The organism is Methylobacillus rhizosphaerae, assembly GCF_900187985.1.
Taxonomy (GTDB): domain Bacteria; phylum Pseudomonadota; class Gammaproteobacteria; order Burkholderiales; family Methylophilaceae; genus Methylobacillus; species Methylobacillus rhizosphaerae.
Genome location: NZ_FZOA01000003.1, coordinates 108401 through 124399, shown reverse-complemented (window position 1 = coordinate 124399; position 15999 = coordinate 108401). Strand labels below are relative to the sequence as shown.

The following is a 15999-nucleotide window of genomic DNA, read 5'->3' as shown; positions in this document are numbered from 1 at the left end:
ACAAAACGCTGGTTGCCTGGAGATGACAAGGAGTAATGATTCAGAACCCGGATACTACATTTGGTTCCATGCCTGGCGAAATTATTTTTCTGGCGGTGTCTGGTCCTGGTTGTGAATCGAGCGCCACTCTCCATTCACCAGCCCCTCCTGGGGCAGGAAATTTTTCTTGTAGGCCATTTTCTTGCTTTCCTTGATCCAATAGCCAAGGTAGAGATAGGGCAGATTGAGACTTCTGCACCATTCCAGCAGCCAGAGAATGTTGTATGTGCCATAACTGGCGTGGCGATCCGCCGGATCGTAGAAGGTATATACCGCAGAAACACCATCGCGGATGATATCGACTACGCTGACGATTTTCAGTATGCCGTCCTGGCGAAATTCGACCATCAGGCTTTCCACATTGCTTTGGACCAGAAAGTTACGGTATTGCTCGGCAGTTTCCGGATCGCCCGAACCACCTTCGTGCCGGGCAACCTGATAAGTGGAATAAAGAGCGAAATGTTCTTCGGAAAAGGCAAGTTTCATCAAGGACACAGACAGGCCGTGATGCTGTTTCCATGCCCGGCGCTGGCTGCGGTTGGGCTGGAATTCCGCTACCGGCAGACGCACGGGAATGCAGGCGTGGCAGGTTTCGCAGTGCGGGCGGTAGGCAAACTTGCCGCTACGGCGGAATCCGAGTTGTATCAGGCCGCTGTATGTATGTGCATCTATCAAGTGGTGAGGGGTCGCAATCAGTGATTGCGCCGGTTGATCGGCAAGATAGCCACAGGCATACGCAGTGGTTGCGTAGAACTGGATTTTTTGCAGATGTTGTTCACCAGGCAGCGTCATACGGCATAGTGTACCAATTCATGCAGCCGTTGTGAAAACTCTGAACGTGGAATTTCCCTGGCACCGAGTGATGCCAGGTGCTGGGTTTTCATCTGGCAGTCTATCAACTCACAGCCTTGGGACTGAAGTTTTTGCACCATGTGGACAAAAGCCAGCTTGGAGGCATCGGTGGCGTGATGGAACATGGACTCACCGAAAAACATTTTCCCTAACTGAATACCGTACAACCCGCCCACCAGTTTGCCGTCTATCCAGGTTTCCGCGCTGTGGGCATAGCCAAGGTGATGCAGTTCGCAGTATGCCTGCATGATGTCCTCCGTGATCCAGGTGCTATCCTGTCCTGGGCGCGGAGTCGCGGCACAGGCTGAAATGACGGCGCTGAAGGCGGAATTGAAACGGATCTCGAAGTCCTGTTTACGTAATCGTTTGTCGAGTGATTTTGAAATTTTCAACTCATCAGGGAACAGGACCATGCGAGGATCCGGGCTCCACCACAGAATGGGCTCTCCTTCGCTGAACCAGGGAAATATACCTTGATGGTAAGCACTGAGCAGGCGCTGAGCATCCAGGTTTCCGCCAATGGCCACCAGGCCGTTGGGGTTCTGCAAGGCATCTTCCAGGGCAGGGAAGGGCGTGTCAGACTGCAATATGCGGACCAGGCCGCCGGGCAGTCGATAATATTGGTGGCTCATATCTTGGTCGCTGAAATACGGCGTTCGTGGAGTGGGTGATTCAGGACAATCGGTTTAGCATAACGCGACATGAGGTACTTTGCCAGAGAACTGGCTTGTGATATGTTGCGGAAATGCGTTTTTACCGTGTCATTATCCTGTTACTGCTGACCATGTTCCTGGTCAACACTGTATCAGCCAGTACCGGGCTGCATCTGCCAGCTCAGGCTGATGTGCATGTCAGCGTGCACCAACATCATGCCATGCATGGTGATATGCAGGCAGCACAGGATACGCAACAAGCTGCCCCCAGCTGCAAGAACTGCCATGATTGTTTGTCATGTTTCAGCATCCTGCCGTTGACAGTGACACACCTAATGCCAGCGTTGCCTGACGACCAGGTTTCATATATCAGTTCTCCCGATTACTATCCTCCCGCCCTGGCGCAATTGCAGCGTCCTCCGATACCGCTCTCCATGTGATTTGCAGGTGCTTGCCACCTGAACTGCATGCTTGCTGTTGCAAGCCCAACAATCATGAATGGAGCGCATGATGCGATTCAATGTAATTATTTCGACTTTCCTTTGTCTGGTTGCCAGCCTTCCCGTCTCATTACAGGCGGCAGAATCCCGGCCTGATGCCGCTTTGCATCAGGAACCCGTACTCAAGAAATACCAGAAGTTTGAAGGTACGCCTGCCACGCCTGAGCCGGTGAAATCTGGACATCAGCATGAACATGAGCAGCATATAACCCAGCCAATGGAGGGCCATGAACATATGCAAGATCATGATCATGCTGTGCATCAACACCAGCATGGGGAGTAGTGTCATGGCAAGATACTTGGCTGGCTTGGTAAGCCTGGCCCTGCTTGCAGGATGTGCCGGATTCAGCCGTGATGGCGGCATGGACAATGTACGGACTACTGTTGCCCAGAAATTGCAGAAGGATGTGGCATTGCCATCGGATGATGCTTCAGTTCCGGGACACCTGGATGAATTGCTGGCATCTTCGCTGGATGTAGAGTCTGCCGTGCAGGTCGCCCTGTTGAATAATCGCGGATTACAGGCCAGGTTCGCGGAGCTGGGAATTGCGGAGTCCGATCTGGTGCAGGCTGGGCGCCTGCCAAATCCTAAGTTTTCCATGCTGTATGCCCGCCATGACGGTGAATACAAGATAGAGCAGTCATTTGCCTTCAATATTTTTTCTCTGCTGACCATGCCGCAGGCGCGGAAAATCGAGCAGCGCCGTTTTGAACAGGTCCAGCGCGAAGTCAGTCTGGATATATTGACGTTGGCACAAGCCACGCGACAGGCCTGGATACAGGCTGTTGCAGCGGAACAATCCGTGTTGTATGCGGCGCAGGTTATGCAGGCCGCAGAGGCTGCCGCAGAGCTGGCGCGGGATATGCAGAAACAAGGCAACTGGAGCAAGCTGGACCAGGCCCGGGAGCATGGGTTTTATGCGGAGGCTGCACTGGAATACGCGTCAGCGCGAGAGACGCAGGTCGTGATGCGGGAGAGGTTGAGTCGGTTACTTGGCATGACTGATAGCACACGATTGAAACTGCCGCAGCGCCTGCCGGACCTGCCATCCCAGGAGGGTGAGTTGTTGCAGGTGCAGCAGCAGGCATTCATGCAGAGGCTGGATTTGCAGTCCATGCGTCTTGAAGCGGAGGCGCTCGCCAGCCAGCTGGGCTTGAGTAAGGCCACGCGATTGGTCAATGTGCTGGAAATCGGGCCGGCACGGGTGCTGGAAGGTCGGCGTAGTGAAGCTTATAAAAAAGGCATTGTGCTGGGGTTTGAACTGCCATTGTTTGATTGGGGAAACGCCAAGGTAAAGCGGGCGGAATTCATTTACAAACAGGCGCTGGATAATATTGCCCAGGCCACTGTGAATGCCGAATCCGAGGTACGTACGGCATATGCGCGTTATCACATTCGCTATGAAATGGCGCGTCATTTTCAGGATGAAATTGTCCCATTGCGGCAACGCATTCTGCAGGAAAGCCAGTTACGTTATAACGGCATGCTGTTGAGTGCTTTCGAACTGCTGGCGGAAGCCAGAACACAAATCCATAGCGTAAATCAATATATCAATGCAGTACGTGATTTCTGGTTGGCAGAATCGGTGCTGACCATGTCTACCATGGGGCCTGTGGCGGCTACTGAGACGAACGGGAGGGGAAAGTAATGCTGAACCGGAGGGATTTTTTCAGGTTGGGAGCGGCGGCGGTGGCTGCAGGTACGGTCAGCAAGGTTGCAATGGCAGCCTTGCCGGAAATTATCAGCGCAGAGCATGCCGACACCCAGACACCCAAAGCACCTGCGGACGGACGGCCTTTTCATCCTGTGGTGACACTGAATGGCTGGAGCCTGCCCTGGCGTATGCGCAATGGGGTCAAGGAATTCCACTTGGTGGCAGAGCCTGTGGTGCGCGAGATTGCCCCTGGCATGCAGGCACACTTGTGGGGCTACAACGGACAGAGTCCGGGCCCTACCATAGAGGTTGTGGAAGGCGATCATGTGCGTATTTATGTGACAAATCGCCTGCCGGAGGCAACCAGTGTTCATTGGCATGGGCAACGCCTGCCAAATGGCATGGATGGGGTGAGTGGATTGACCCAGCCTGCAATCCCGAGCGGCAAGACCTTCGTCTATGAGTTTGTCGCCAGGCGCGCGGGTACTTTCATGTACCATCCGCATGCGGACGAGATGGTGCAGATGGCAATGGGTATGATGGGGTTCTGGGTGACACATCCCAAAAACCCGGATTTCATGCGGGTGGACCGGGATTATGTCATGCTGATCAATGCGTATGATATCGATCCTGGCAGTTACACCCCCAAAGTGGCGACCATGCTGGAGCATAATATCTGGACGTTCAACAGCCGCGTGTTCCCAGGGATTGCCCCCATGGTGGCAAGAAAGAATGACCGGGTGCGTATCCGCGTGGGCAATCTCAGCATGACCAACCATCCCATTCACCTGCATGGACATGAGTTCGTGGTGGCAGGCACTGATGGTGGCTGGACACCGCCTGCATCACGCTGGCCGGAAGTGACGACGGATATTGCTGTAGGCCAGATGCGGGCGATTGAATTGATTGCGGATGAGCCGGGAGATTGGGCATTTCATTGCCACAAGTCACACCATACCATGAATGCCATGGGACACCAGGTGCCGACCATGATAGGCGTGGAACAGCGTGGATTGGTGGACAAGATTACCCAGTTGTTACCCGATTACATGCCCATGGGAGATAAAGGGATGGCTGATATGGGCGAGATGTCCATGCCTTTGCCGGAAAATACCTTGCCCATGGCAGGCGGCAATGGGCCATTTGGCTATATGCATATGGGAGGCATGTTCACCACCTTGAAGGTGAGGGAGGGTTTGTCTGCAGATGATTATCGCGATCCCGGTCATTACCATCATCCTGCTGGCACAGTGGCGCGCGAGGTGACTCCAGATGAGGCGGCAGTAATTACGCGTGCACCGTCGCCTGCTGCTGACGACCATGGGTTGCAGGTACGCAAGCCGCACAGCCATGACGAACACTAAGCAGACTCATTCTGCTGTATAACCTGCTTCACTAATGGCATGGCGGAAATTGTCGGCAGGCATGCTGCTGTCAATATGTACAATCCTGCCCGGCAGATCGATATTGACCTTGGCTTGCGGATCGACAGTGAGCGTAGCCTGGGTAATGGCATGGACACAGTGGTTGCAGCTCATATCGCTGACTTTGAATTCGTGCATGGCAATTCCTTTCATAATGGACAGGCTACAGTATGAACCTTCCCCACATGGTAAAGTCAAGGCTTGACCTTACCATCATGGCAAGCTTTAAGCTGGACAAGTTATATGCTTCCATCAGGACATCGATCTTATGACAAAGCAGACATCATCGGAAAAACTGGATTTCGCCATCACAGGCATGACCTGCGCTGCCTGTGCCGCGCGCATTGAACGTACCCTGAGCAAGCTGCCGGGCGTGCAGGAGGTCAGTGTGAACCTGGCCACTGAGCGGGCGCAGGTGCGAACGAGTGAAGCAGAGAGGGCTCAGCAGGAGACAGTGGCGCAACAGGTGGAACAGGCAGTGGATAAACTGGGCTATCAGGCACGGTTGCTGCTGCCCGATGCCGTGCCTGTGCTTTCCGAGAGTGTGCAGGATGGCTGGAAGGTCGCGCTGGCTGCATTGCTGACCTTGCCGTTGGTGCTGCCGATGGTGGGTATGCTGGCAGGCTATCACTGGATGCCGCCGGGTTGGGTGCAGTTTCTGCTGGCGACGCCGGTGCAGTTCTGGTTGGGCGCACGTTTTTACCGTTCAGGCTGGAAGGCGGCGGTCAATCTCTCTGGCAATATGGATCTGCTGGTGGCACTGGGGACTTCCTCTGCCTATGGCCTTTCTCTCTACCTGCTATGGCAAGGTTCTTCCCATCTGTATTTCGAGGCCAGTAGTGCGGTGATTACGCTGGTGCTGCTGGGCAAGTGGCTGGAAAGCCGTGCCAAGCGCCAGACGACAGAAGCCATTCGCGCCCTGCAGGCATTGCGTCCGGAAACTGCGCGGGTGCGGCGCGATGGTGTGGAGCGGGATGTGCCGCTGAATAACGTGCAAGTGGGCGATATGGTGGTGATCCGTCCGGGGGAGCGTGTGCCGGTGGATGGCATCATCCGTGAAGGCAGCAGCTATCTGGATGAAGCCATGCTGACTGGGGAAAGCGAGCCCGTGAAGAAAAGCCTGGGCAGCAAGGTGGCGGGCGGCGCAGTGAACCTGGATGGCGTGCTGCTGGTGGAAACCAGCGCGATCGGCGCGGAAACTATGTTGGCGCATATCATCCGCCTGGTGGAGGATGCGCAGGCGGCCAAGCCCGCGATACAACGGTTGGTCGATCAGGTCAGCGCCGTATTCGTGCCGGTGGTGCTGGTGATCGCGGCCCTGACACTGACAGCCTGGCTCTGGCATGACGGCAACTGGGAACAGGCTGTGCTCAATGCCGTGGCAGTACTGGTGATTGCCTGCCCCTGCGCATTGGGCCTGGCGACGCCGACGGCGATCATGGCGGGAACCGGCGTGGCGGCGAGGCACGGCATTCTCATCAAGGATGCAGACGCGCTGGAAATCGCGCACCGTATCGATACCATTGTATTTGATAAAACCGGCACCCTGACCGTAGGCAAGCCTCGCATCATCCAGGCGCTTGCCGCGCCGGGACAGGAACATGCATTGTTAGGCTTGGCGGCCGCGCTGGAGCAGAGTAGCCATCATCCATTGGCAGTAGCTGTGTTGGACTACGTGCGGGAAAAGGGCTTGGATATTGAAACAGCGACAGAGGCCGTTGCCTTGCCCGGGCGCGGCCTGATGGCGAAAGTGCGGGGCAGGCGCGTATGGCTGGGCAATCAGCATGCCATGCAGGAGGCTGGCGTGACGGTTGAAACATGGCAGGAAACCGCCGCGCCGATGATGCAGGCTGGATACAGTATTTCATGGTTGGCGGCAGAGGATGAACAGGCGCAACCGCAATTGCTGGGGATGCTGGCCTTTGGCGACGAGGTCCGGTCTGAAGCGGCAAGAGCCATCAGCAACCTGCACGCGCTGGATATCCGGGTGCTGCTGCTGACTGGTGACAACCAGGCCAGCGCAGACCGCATCGCGCAGCAACTGGCGCTGGATGAATGGCATGCGGGGCAGTTGCCGGACACCAAGGCCAAGGTCATTGCCAGATTGCGGCAGGAGGGCAGAGTGGTGGCGATGGTGGGCGACGGCATCAACGACGCCCCGGCACTGGCAGCGGCGGATATCGGTTTTGCCATGTCCAGCGGCACAGATGTTGCCATGCATACTGCTGCCGTGACCCTGATGCGCGCCAGTCCGCTGATGGTCGCGGATACCATCGCCATCTCACGCCGCACTTACCGCAAGATCCAGCAAAACCTGTTCTGGGCCTTCATCTATAACATGGTGGGCATCCCGTTGGCGGCGTTGGGATTGCTGAATCCCGTGGTGGCAGGGGCGGCGATGGCGATGAGCTCCGTCAGTGTCGTCACCAACGCCCTGATGTTGCGCCGGTGGAAACCTGCCAAGCAGGAGAACACATGAATATTGGCAAAGCGGCAGCGGCCAGTGGCGTATCGGCAAAGATGATACGCCACTATGAATCCATCGGCCTGATACCCGCTCCAGCCAGAACCGAGGCAGGCTATCGCACCTATCAGCCACAGGACATACAACGCCTGGTCTTCATTCACCATGCGCGGGAACTGGGATTTTCCATTCCGCAAATCGGCACTTTGTTGGCGTTATGGAGCAACCAGAACCGGGCCAGCCAGGATGTCAAAGCACTGGCAAGCCAGCATCTGGCAGAGCTGGACAGGAAAATCGGGCAGTTGCAGGCAATGAGAATGACGCTGGAACAACTGATCTACGCCTGTCAGGGTAACCAACAGCCGGAATGCCCGATCATGGAGCATTTATCGACAAGTGGAAACCGCAAGTAATTATGGAGTGCTTATAATTTGTCGGGTAGAAAATACCACTGGTCAATGTGCCGGATGATGATCTGCTCAATTGCCTCATTCAGCAGCACGGCATCATTGATCAAGCCTGATTCCGTGTTGTCACCTGCCTGTTGCACTGGCAAGGTAATGGCAGGTTCAAAATGGCAATTGAAGTGAGCACCGTGCGTTCTTTCGCTGTAAACAATACAGATCTTTGCACCTGATAATCTTGCCAGTCGAGTGACAAGCGCAGTATTGCCGCTCAAGTGTGGTGCCCTGCCAAAGAAAGGGCCGCGAATCCTGCCATTGAATCCTTCATCGCAGGGGAGCGCAACGATACCCCCTTGTTTAAGAATTTTCAGCGCAGGCCTGACCCCATCCATCCCCACTGGCAACAGGTTTGCGCCCAGTTTCTTGCGCGTGCGTTGGGCAATCCATGCTTCTGCTGGGTTGTCAGGTGGTAGAAAGAATGTGTGAAATCCTCTGTCATCATACTGGGCCATGCTCGATAAGACTTCCCAATTGCCCAAATGCAAGGGAGTTAGAATCACAGGACCTTGCTCTACAGCCTGAAGCAGGTTATCGAAATTTGTTGTGGTGACACGATTGGTCGAAGCACAAATACGGTGAATGACTGAGAACTCAGCCATGAAGCGCCCGATGTTTTCACAATTCTTCGTGACCACAGCATCGATGATCTCGGCGCCCCAGTCCGGGTGGATTACGCTCAGATTCTGACGCATATTGGCGACAGAAGCAGGGTATTTGTACTTCATCACTATGCGTCCCAGCCATCCGCCGACTGCAGAACATATATCTACAGGTAATAATTTAAGCAGATAGTGGCTGGTGAGCGTATTCAGGTACGAGAGCGGGGTGAGGCACCAGGCACGAAAGAACTGCTTGCAGCCCTGGATTGAGAACGTGAAATCGTGCAAAGCCGGCAAGCGCTTTTTCGTATATTTCCAGGCTTTTCTCTTCAGTGGCTTGATATCTGGTTTTGTACTCATCTTGGGTGAATAGAGGCAGGCAGCCCCCTCTCAGGACGCAAGGTTAACCGGCATACTGGTTTGACCTGGTGGTGCTCGGGAACCCTGATGACGAATTGCTGCGCGAGGATCGCCAGGCACAGGATCGCTTCCACGCGGCCGAACTGTAATCCGGGGCAGATTCTGGGGCCAATGGCAAACGGGATGTAGCTGTATGATGGCGGCCTGGTCCGGTAGAATCGTTCTGGCTTGAACAAATGCGGGTCATCAAACAGGGATGCGCTCCTGTGTAGTAGCCACGGTACGATCAGGATCAACGATGCAGGTTTGACATGGATATTGTTGATTACATCGGCTTCCTGGTTCTGCCGGCCCAGAATAGGCACTGGTGGATACAGCCTCAGTGTTTCCTCGATAATTGCTCTTGCCCATTCCAGGTTAGGAACATCCTCCACGGTAGGGGTGCGGTCACCGCATACCTCTCTGATTTCTTCCAACAGGCGTTGTTCCACCCAGGGTGCGCTGGACAACAAATACCATGCCCAGCTTAAAGTGGCGGCTGTTGTTTCATGGCCTGCCATGAAAATAGTGGCAGCTTCGTTTCTCAATGCGGCCACGTTCAGGTTGAGTTCCGGGTTTCTTTGTTGACGCTTGAGCAACAAGGAAAGCATGGACTGGTTTTCTCCCCGTCCTTTCAGGTGCTGGTCAATGACATCATCCACTACCTGGTGGATGGATTTGACCGAATGGTTTAACCAGGGCCAGCGGATAAGGGGCAGGCCATCATCAAAACCCACAAAATACCCCGGGTTCAATTGGTCAACGGATGCCTGGTATTTGGTGAAACCCTTGGCAACTGCCTGGCAGGCTTCGCTGCCCAATTGGCTGCCAAACACGCTTCTGGCAATAATTTCGGCAGTTAATACCGCCATTTCATGCAGCAGGTTGACGTGGGTGCCAGGGGGAAGTTGATGCCATTTGGCTGCCAACTCATGTGCTGCTGTCGCCATGATGGGACCAAAGTCTGGCACACGGGTTTTATGTACGATATCGCTGACCAGTGGCCTGCGCTGGTTCCATGTGTGCCCATCCGAGATGAAGAGTCCGTCACCAAGCAAATATTCCAGCGCACGACGCATTTGCGGGGTTTTGCGCTCAAAATTATCCCGGCGGTCTATCAGGACATATTTAATCCACTCGGGAGAGTTAACAATGACGATCTGGCGATTCAGTATCTTCCAGTCAAACACGCGATCCTGGTAATCATCTTCAGACCAGATGGAAAGAAAATCCTTGCGCGCGCGCCATAGAACATGCAATGCATTCCCCGATCCATTGTAATAAGAGGGGTGTGCAGGTTCGAAAAATGTTTCCCCTTTTATTTCAATAGTTTTCATATGGCGGTTACTTTTTATTATTCATGCACCATTTATGGGGCAATATGATTCTGATTTATTGGAATTATTTCAGCTTCCCTGAGCGTGCCAAAATTGTAATACATTCATGTCGGTTTTATCCAGCAAGCATACGGAACAAGGGTCAGGTAAAGTGATGGAGGCAATTAATTCACTGATTTTTAAATTAAATTTTAATTTCCACACTACGATTGTGTCATAAGCTGGGGATTCCCATGTAAAATGCCGGCCATATGGAATCTCCACGTTTATTGAGTGCTTATCGGCCGTATTGGGCCAAACGCTTTGGCACAGCGCCTGTACTTCCCATGAGCCGCGCCGAAATGGATGCGCTGGGCTGGGACAGCTGCGATATTATCCTGGTCACGGGTGACGCTTATATCGACCACCCTAGTTTCGGCATGGCATTGATAGGCCGCCTACTGGAGGCACAGGGTTTCCGTGTCGGCATTATCTCGCAGCCGGATTGGCAGTCTGCAGACCCGTTCCGTGTGCTGGGCAAGCCCAACCTGTATTTCGGCATCACGGCGGGCAACATGGATTCCATGGTCAACCATTACACGGCAGACCGTAAAATTCGTTCTGATGATGCCTATACGCCAGGGGCTGTTGCAGGCAAGCGGCCTGACCGCGCCATCCTGGTGTATTCCCAGCGTTGCCGCGAAGCTTATCCCGATGTGCCGCTGGTGATCGGCAGCATTGAGGCTTCCTTGCGCCGCATTGCGCATTACGATTACTGGTCTGACAAGGTCAGGCGCTCGGTGCTGGTGGATTCCAAGGCGGATATTCTGCTATACGGTAATGCCGAGCGCGCATTGATCGAGCTTAGCCACCGCATCGCCAAGGGCGAGCCAGTGAGCGAGATTACCGATATCCGTGGCACGGCTTTCCTGCGCAAACGGGTGCCAGAAGGCTGGGAAGAAGTTTCCTCCACTGCGCTGGACAGGCCGGGGAAAATTGACAAGCCCATAGACCCATACGCCATGGAGCCGGCGATGGAGCAGACCGGGGAATCCTGCGCTTCTACGGCGGCCAATGCCGCGAACAAGGGGTTGGAGCCAGGCACACAGCCGATTACCATCGTGCGCAAGCCGAACAAGCCTAAGGCAGAACGCAGTCATCAATTCATCCGCCTACCGGCCTATGAAGAGGTGATCAAGGACCCGGTGCTGTATGCCCACGCATCGCGTGTGCTGCACCTGGAGGCCAATCCGGGCAATGCGCGTGCGCTGGTACAGCGCCATGGCGACCGCGAAGTCTGGCTCAACCCGCCGCCGATTCCATTGACGACGAAGGAAATGGACTATGTCTATGACCTGACTTATGCACGCAAGCCGCATCCAGTCTATAAGGATGCACGTATCCCGGCCTGGGAGATGATCCGCTTCTCGGTCAACATTATGCGTGGCTGCTTCGGTGGTTGTACTTTCTGTTCGATTACCGAGCATGAAGGCCGCATCATCCAGAGCCGTTCCGAGGCGTCAATCCTCAAGGAGCTGGAAGAAGTGCGCGACAAGGTGGATGGCTTCACCGGCACGATTTCCGACCTTGGCGGGCCGACGGCGAACATGTATCGCCTGGCCTGCAAGAGCGAAACTATAGAGAAGAATTGCCGCAAATTGTCCTGCGTGTTTCCAGGTATCTGCGAGAACCTCAATACCGATCATTCACACCTGATCCAGCTTTATCGCAAGGCGCGGGCGATTCCGGGCATCAAGCGCATCCAGATTGGCTCTGGCCTGCGTTACGATTTAGCAGTGAAATCGCCAGAATACGTCAAGGAGCTGGTACAGCATCACGTTGGTGGTTACCTCAAGATTGCACCTGAGCATTCCGAAGAGAATGTGCTGAGCAAGATGATGAAGCCGGCGATGACGGCTTACGACGAATTCAAGGAAATGTTCGAGCGCTTCTCGCGCGAGGCGGGCAAGGAGCAATACCTGATACCGTATTTTATCGCCTCGCATCCCGGTACCACGGATGAAGATATGCTCAACCTGGCGCTGTGGCTGAAGAAATATGATTTCAAGCTTGACCAGGTGCAGACTTTCACCCCCACGCCGATGGCGATGGCAACTGCTATGTATCACTCAGGCAAGAACCCCTTGCGCAAGGTGACACACGACAGCGAGGATGTGCCAGTACCCAAGGCTGGCAATGTGCGCAAGCTGCATAAGGCGTTCATCCGCTATCACGACCCCAACAACTGGCCGATGTTGCGTGAGGCATTGAAAAAAATGGGACGCGAAGACTTGATCGGCAATGGCAAGAAACACCTGATTCCTGCCTGGCAGCCTATTCTTCCACGCGATCAAGGCAAGGACAATGGCAGTCGACATCCTGCCCGAGCGACAGGTTCGGTCAGGACTGGCGCGCGTGTTCCCATGGGTGGACACAAGAAAAACATGGCGCGCTCACCAGCCAGGAAAACTGGTCGATAATCCGTTCATGCTGACCAGCATGCGTTTCTGCAAAAGCCTCGCAATATCAGTCTTGCGGGGCTTTTTCATCACATTGTTGTGGCATGCCACAATAGCACTGGCTGCCAGCGATGGCATGCTCTGGAAAATCCAGGCGGCCGATGGACCGATCAGCTATCTGTTCGGCACCATTCATGTGGATGATGCGCGAGTGGCCACGCTGACTGAGCCAATCAGCACCGCACTTGAAACGGTGCAGGTATTCATGATGGAAGTCCTGCCATCCAACGATGTTTCGCCGTATTACATGAAGGAGGGGAGCCTGGCGCAGTGGCTGACCAGTGCCGAGCTGGAGCAGGTCTATGCGGCAGCTGATTTTCATGGATTGCCGCGCGAGATGGCGGTGCGCATGAAGCCCTGGCTACTGGCCATGGTGTTTGACTTGCCGGTATCGCAATCGCCTTATACGCTAGACGCCAAATTGTATTTACAGGCCCAGAAGTCAGGTAAGCGCCTGCAGGCGCTGGAATCGCAGCAGGAACATTTCGCCACACTGGAAAACCTGGCAATGGACGAGCAACTGCTCCTGCTCCGCAGTGTGCTCAAGCGTAGCCAGGAACAGAAAAAACAAGATTTTGAGCTGATGATTTCCGCCTATCTTTCCGGTGATCCGGAACAGGTGGCAGCAATAGACCAGACACTGTCTGCAGAAGATATTCCTGCCGAGTTATGGGACAGACTGCGGATTGATCTGCTTGATAAACGCAACGTGAGAATGGCAGAACGCATCGCCAGTGCAGCACGGCAGCAGTCGATATTCGTGGCAGTAGGTGCTGCGCATTTACCAGGCAACGACGGCTTGTTGGCCAGATTGCGACAGATGGGCTTTGTAGTCATGCCAGCGGGCACTGAAGCTAGGGCCGGGTATAATTTACCCATACCAGTCCCGGAGTAATACACATGGCCGACCATATCAACCTGCGTCCGCTGGAGCGTAACGATCTGCACTTTGTGCACAAGCTCAACAACAACGATACCATCATGCGGTATTGGTTCGAGGAACCATACGAAGCCTATGATGAGCTGGTGGCGTTGTATGACAGGCATATCCATGACCAGACCGAGCGGCGCTTCATTATCCAGCTGGAGAGTGGCGAGCTGGCAGGCCTGGTCGAGCTGGTGGAAATCAACTATATCCACCGCCGCGCTGAATTCCAGATCATCATTGCGCCGGATTATCAGGGCAGGGGGTTGGCCAAGTCAGCCACCAGGATTGCGGTGGGCTATGCCTTCCGCGTCCTGAACCTGCACAAGGTATACCTGATCGTGGATACGGATAACCTGGCTGCCATCCATATCTATGAAACTTGCGGGTTTGAAGTGGAGGGCGAACTCAAGGCGGAATTTTTCTCCAATGGCTCATACCGGGATGTCTTGCGTATGCGCCTGTTGCAGAGCGATTATTTACGCCATGTGGGAGCAGCGCCGGTAGATGCTTCTGTCCTGCGGGAGTGGCAAGAAGACGAGTGACCCCGTCATTTTCCTGCCACCCGTGATCAAGACACCAGCTTGAGTCCGATGATAGACCCTATCAATAGCAACAGGAATAAAAGTCGCAATGTGCCTGCCGGATCGCCAAACAGCCAGATACCGATGATGGCGGTGCCACAAGCGCCGATCCCGGTCCATATGGCATAGGCAGTGCCTAGTGGGATGCCTTCCAGCGCCTTTGTCAGCATGGTGAAACTCAGGATGGCAAACAACAGGAAACCAATGGAAGGTAGAGGCTTGCTGAAACTATCGGACATTTTCAGGCAGGTAGTGAAACCGATTTCAAGCAGGCCGGCCAGTAACAGATACATCCAGGACATAGATAACCCTTTCGTTTGGATCGGGCCGTCCCGTGATGGTGTAAATGATGCCGAGGTCGTCCCCGACATGCCGACAATGATCAATCTGCTGAACACTGTCATGACGGATTAATTCTTTCACGTAGGCAGAGCCTTGTCAAACCAAACTGGCTTATCAGGCATGCAGGCCGATCATCTGCATGAAGAGGCGCATGAGGTATGCGGCAATCAGCATTGCCAGCACACTGGCACTCCAGATCAGGCATAGCCAGCCCAGGCGCTTGAGCCAGGCAGGACAATGCCTGCTTGTTTCAGTGGTAGCCATCGCCGTGACGTACCTTGCCCTTGAACACGCGGTAGGACCAGATGGTGTAGCCGAGAATGACAGGCACAATTGCCAGTGTGCCTATCAGAGCGAATTTCAAGCTGGAAGCGGGTGCCGCCGCCTCCCATATCGTGATGTTGGGTGGAATGATGTTGGGCCAGATACTGATTGCCAGGCCGAGGAGACCGAGCAGGACAATGATCAGCGCCGAGATGAAGGGCTGCCTGTCGTAGCCTGACTTGAGTTCACGCATCAGGGAATACAGGCTGATGATTACCAGTAATGGCACCAGGGAGAGGAAATAGAAATTGGGCAGACTGAACCAGCGTTCTGCAATGTCTGGGTGTGCCAGTGGTGTCCAGATACTGACACCGGCCAATGCAATGACGACCAGGCCGACAAGAGGGCGGGTGAGTTGCAGCATGCGTTGTTGCAGTTCGCCTTCTGTTTTCATGATGAGCCAGGTGCTGCCGAGCAGGGCATAGGCTACCGTGACGCCGAGACCGGTGAACAGGGAAAATGGCGTGAGCCAGTCAAATGCGTTCCCGGAAAATGTGTGATCATGCAGGATGATACCGTTGATATACGCGCCCAGCGTGACACCCTGGAAAAATGCCGCGGTGATGGAGCCACCGATAAATGCCTTGTCCCATAACGGCTGTTCTTTTTCCGGTGCCTTGAAGCGGAATTCAAAGGCAACACCACGGAAAATCAGCCCCAGCAGCATCAGGATAATGGGCTGGTAAAGCGCGCTCAACACCGTTGCATATGCCAGGGGAAATGCTGCCATCAGGCCGGCGCCGCCCAGAACCAGCCAGGTTTCATTGCCATCCCAGACGGGGGCAACCGTATTCATCATCACGTCGCGGTCATGCTTGTCCCGGACAAACGGAAACATGATGCCAATACCAAGATCAAAACCATCCATGATCACATACATGGTGATTGCAAACATGATGACTATCAGCCATATCATGGGTAAATCGAATTCCATCAACTA

General features: G+C 54.5%; 17 protein-coding genes. 9 read left to right on the top strand and 8 right to left on the bottom strand.

Annotation, left to right across the window (positions count from 1 at the left end; genetic code table 11):
• Positions 1–81 precede the first annotated feature (81 nt).
• Together CHB59_RS04330 and aat are read right to left on the bottom strand one after the other, a co-directional pair.
• On the bottom strand, positions 82–831 hold the full coding sequence (locus tag CHB59_RS04330) for an arginyltransferase (protein ID WP_089375009.1): 750 nt from the start codon (positions 829–831) through the stop codon (positions 82–84).
• Entirely contained in the window at positions 828–1523 is a 696-nt protein-coding gene (gene aat / locus CHB59_RS04325; RefSeq protein ID WP_089375008.1) for a leucyl/phenylalanyl-tRNA--protein transferase, read from the bottom strand. The genes CHB59_RS04330 and aat overlap by 4 nt, the downstream gene beginning before the upstream one ends.
• 113 nt (positions 1524–1636) lie before the next feature.
• On the opposite strand from aat, the gene CHB59_RS04320 reads away from it, so the two are divergent.
• The 4 genes from CHB59_RS04320 to CHB59_RS04305 all read left to right on the top strand — a co-directional run bounded on the left by CHB59_RS04320 (position 1637) and on the right by CHB59_RS04305 (position 5063).
• On the top strand, positions 1637–1984 hold the full coding sequence (locus CHB59_RS04320; protein ID WP_089375007.1) for a hypothetical protein: 348 nt from the start codon (positions 1637–1639) through the stop codon (positions 1982–1984).
• Between the two features lie 67 nt (positions 1985–2051).
• Positions 2052–2327, top strand: coding sequence for a hypothetical protein (locus tag CHB59_RS11720; protein ID WP_179212070.1), 276 nt, complete (start codon positions 2052–2054; stop codon positions 2325–2327).
• Positions 2272–3693 (top strand): TolC family protein, encoded by a 1422-nt coding sequence (locus tag CHB59_RS04310; protein WP_245835031.1) that lies wholly within the window; start codon positions 2272–2274, stop codon positions 3691–3693. Before CHB59_RS11720 ends, CHB59_RS04310 begins: the two co-directional genes overlap by 56 nt.
• Positions 3693–5063 carry a multicopper oxidase family protein gene (locus CHB59_RS04305; RefSeq protein WP_089375005.1) on the top strand — a complete coding sequence of 457 codons (1371 nt, stop codon included), beginning with the start codon at positions 3693–3695 and terminating at the stop codon, positions 5061–5063. The genes CHB59_RS04310 and CHB59_RS04305 overlap by 1 nt, the downstream gene beginning before the upstream one ends.
• Before the next feature lie 6 nt (positions 5064–5069).
• Here the strand turns inward: CHB59_RS04305 and CHB59_RS04300 are convergent, their stop codons facing one another.
• Positions 5070–5261: a heavy-metal-associated domain-containing protein gene (locus tag CHB59_RS04300; RefSeq protein WP_089375004.1), complete on the bottom strand. Its 192-nt coding sequence runs from the start codon at positions 5259–5261 to the stop codon at positions 5070–5072.
• A gap of 130 nt (positions 5262–5391) precedes the next feature.
• Between CHB59_RS04300 and CHB59_RS04295 the strand changes: the two genes are divergently transcribed.
• Entirely contained in the window at positions 5392–7602 is a 2211-nt protein-coding gene (locus CHB59_RS04295) for a heavy metal translocating P-type ATPase (RefSeq protein WP_089375003.1), read from the top strand.
• Positions 7599–8000 (top strand): Cu(I)-responsive transcriptional regulator, encoded by a 402-nt coding sequence (gene cueR / locus CHB59_RS04290; protein ID WP_089375002.1) that lies wholly within the window; start codon positions 7599–7601, stop codon positions 7998–8000. Before CHB59_RS04295 ends, cueR begins: the two co-directional genes overlap by 4 nt.
• 11 nt (positions 8001–8011) lie before the next feature.
• On the opposite strand, the gene CHB59_RS04285 is transcribed toward cueR, so the two are convergent.
• Complete coding sequence (locus CHB59_RS04285; protein ID WP_089375001.1) at positions 8012–9010, bottom strand: lysophospholipid acyltransferase family protein; 999 nt, start codon at positions 9008–9010, stop codon at positions 8012–8014.
• Positions 9007–10386: a cytochrome P450 gene (locus CHB59_RS04280; protein ID WP_089375000.1), complete on the bottom strand. Its 1380-nt coding sequence runs from the start codon at positions 10384–10386 to the stop codon at positions 9007–9009. The genes CHB59_RS04285 and CHB59_RS04280 overlap by 4 nt, the downstream gene beginning before the upstream one ends.
• 251 nt (positions 10387–10637) lie before the next feature.
• Here CHB59_RS04280 and CHB59_RS04275 point away from each other — a divergent pair, with 251 nt between their 5' ends.
• The 3 genes from CHB59_RS04275 to speG are packed head-to-tail and all read left to right on the top strand — an operon-like array spanning position 10638 to position 14354.
• Positions 10638–12845: a YgiQ family radical SAM protein gene (locus CHB59_RS04275; RefSeq protein ID WP_089374999.1), complete on the top strand. Its 2208-nt coding sequence runs from the start codon at positions 10638–10640 to the stop codon at positions 12843–12845.
• Positions 12730–13779 carry a TraB/GumN family protein gene (locus tag CHB59_RS04270; RefSeq protein WP_089374998.1) on the top strand — a complete coding sequence of 350 codons (1050 nt, stop codon included), beginning with the start codon at positions 12730–12732 and terminating at the stop codon, positions 13777–13779. The genes CHB59_RS04275 and CHB59_RS04270 overlap by 116 nt, the downstream gene beginning before the upstream one ends.
• Positions 13780–13784: 5 nt before the next feature.
• Positions 13785–14354: a spermidine N1-acetyltransferase gene (speG, locus tag CHB59_RS04265; RefSeq protein WP_089374997.1), complete on the top strand. Its 570-nt coding sequence runs from the start codon at positions 13785–13787 to the stop codon at positions 14352–14354.
• Positions 14355–14380: 26 nt separating this feature from the next.
• On the opposite strand, the gene CHB59_RS04260 is transcribed toward speG, so the two are convergent.
• The 3 genes from CHB59_RS04260 to cydB form a co-directional block, all read right to left on the bottom strand.
• Complete coding sequence (locus CHB59_RS04260) at positions 14381–14695, bottom strand: DMT family transporter (protein WP_089374996.1); 315 nt, start codon at positions 14693–14695, stop codon at positions 14381–14383.
• A 154-nt stretch (positions 14696–14849) separates the two neighbouring features.
• Positions 14850–14999, bottom strand: coding sequence for a DUF2474 domain-containing protein (locus tag CHB59_RS04255; RefSeq protein WP_089374995.1), 150 nt, complete (start codon positions 14997–14999; stop codon positions 14850–14852).
• Entirely contained in the window at positions 14986–15993 is a 1008-nt protein-coding gene (gene cydB / locus CHB59_RS04250) for a cytochrome d ubiquinol oxidase subunit II (protein WP_089374994.1), read from the bottom strand. The genes CHB59_RS04255 and cydB overlap by 14 nt, the downstream gene beginning before the upstream one ends.
• Between the last annotated feature and the right edge of the window lie 6 nt (positions 15994–15999).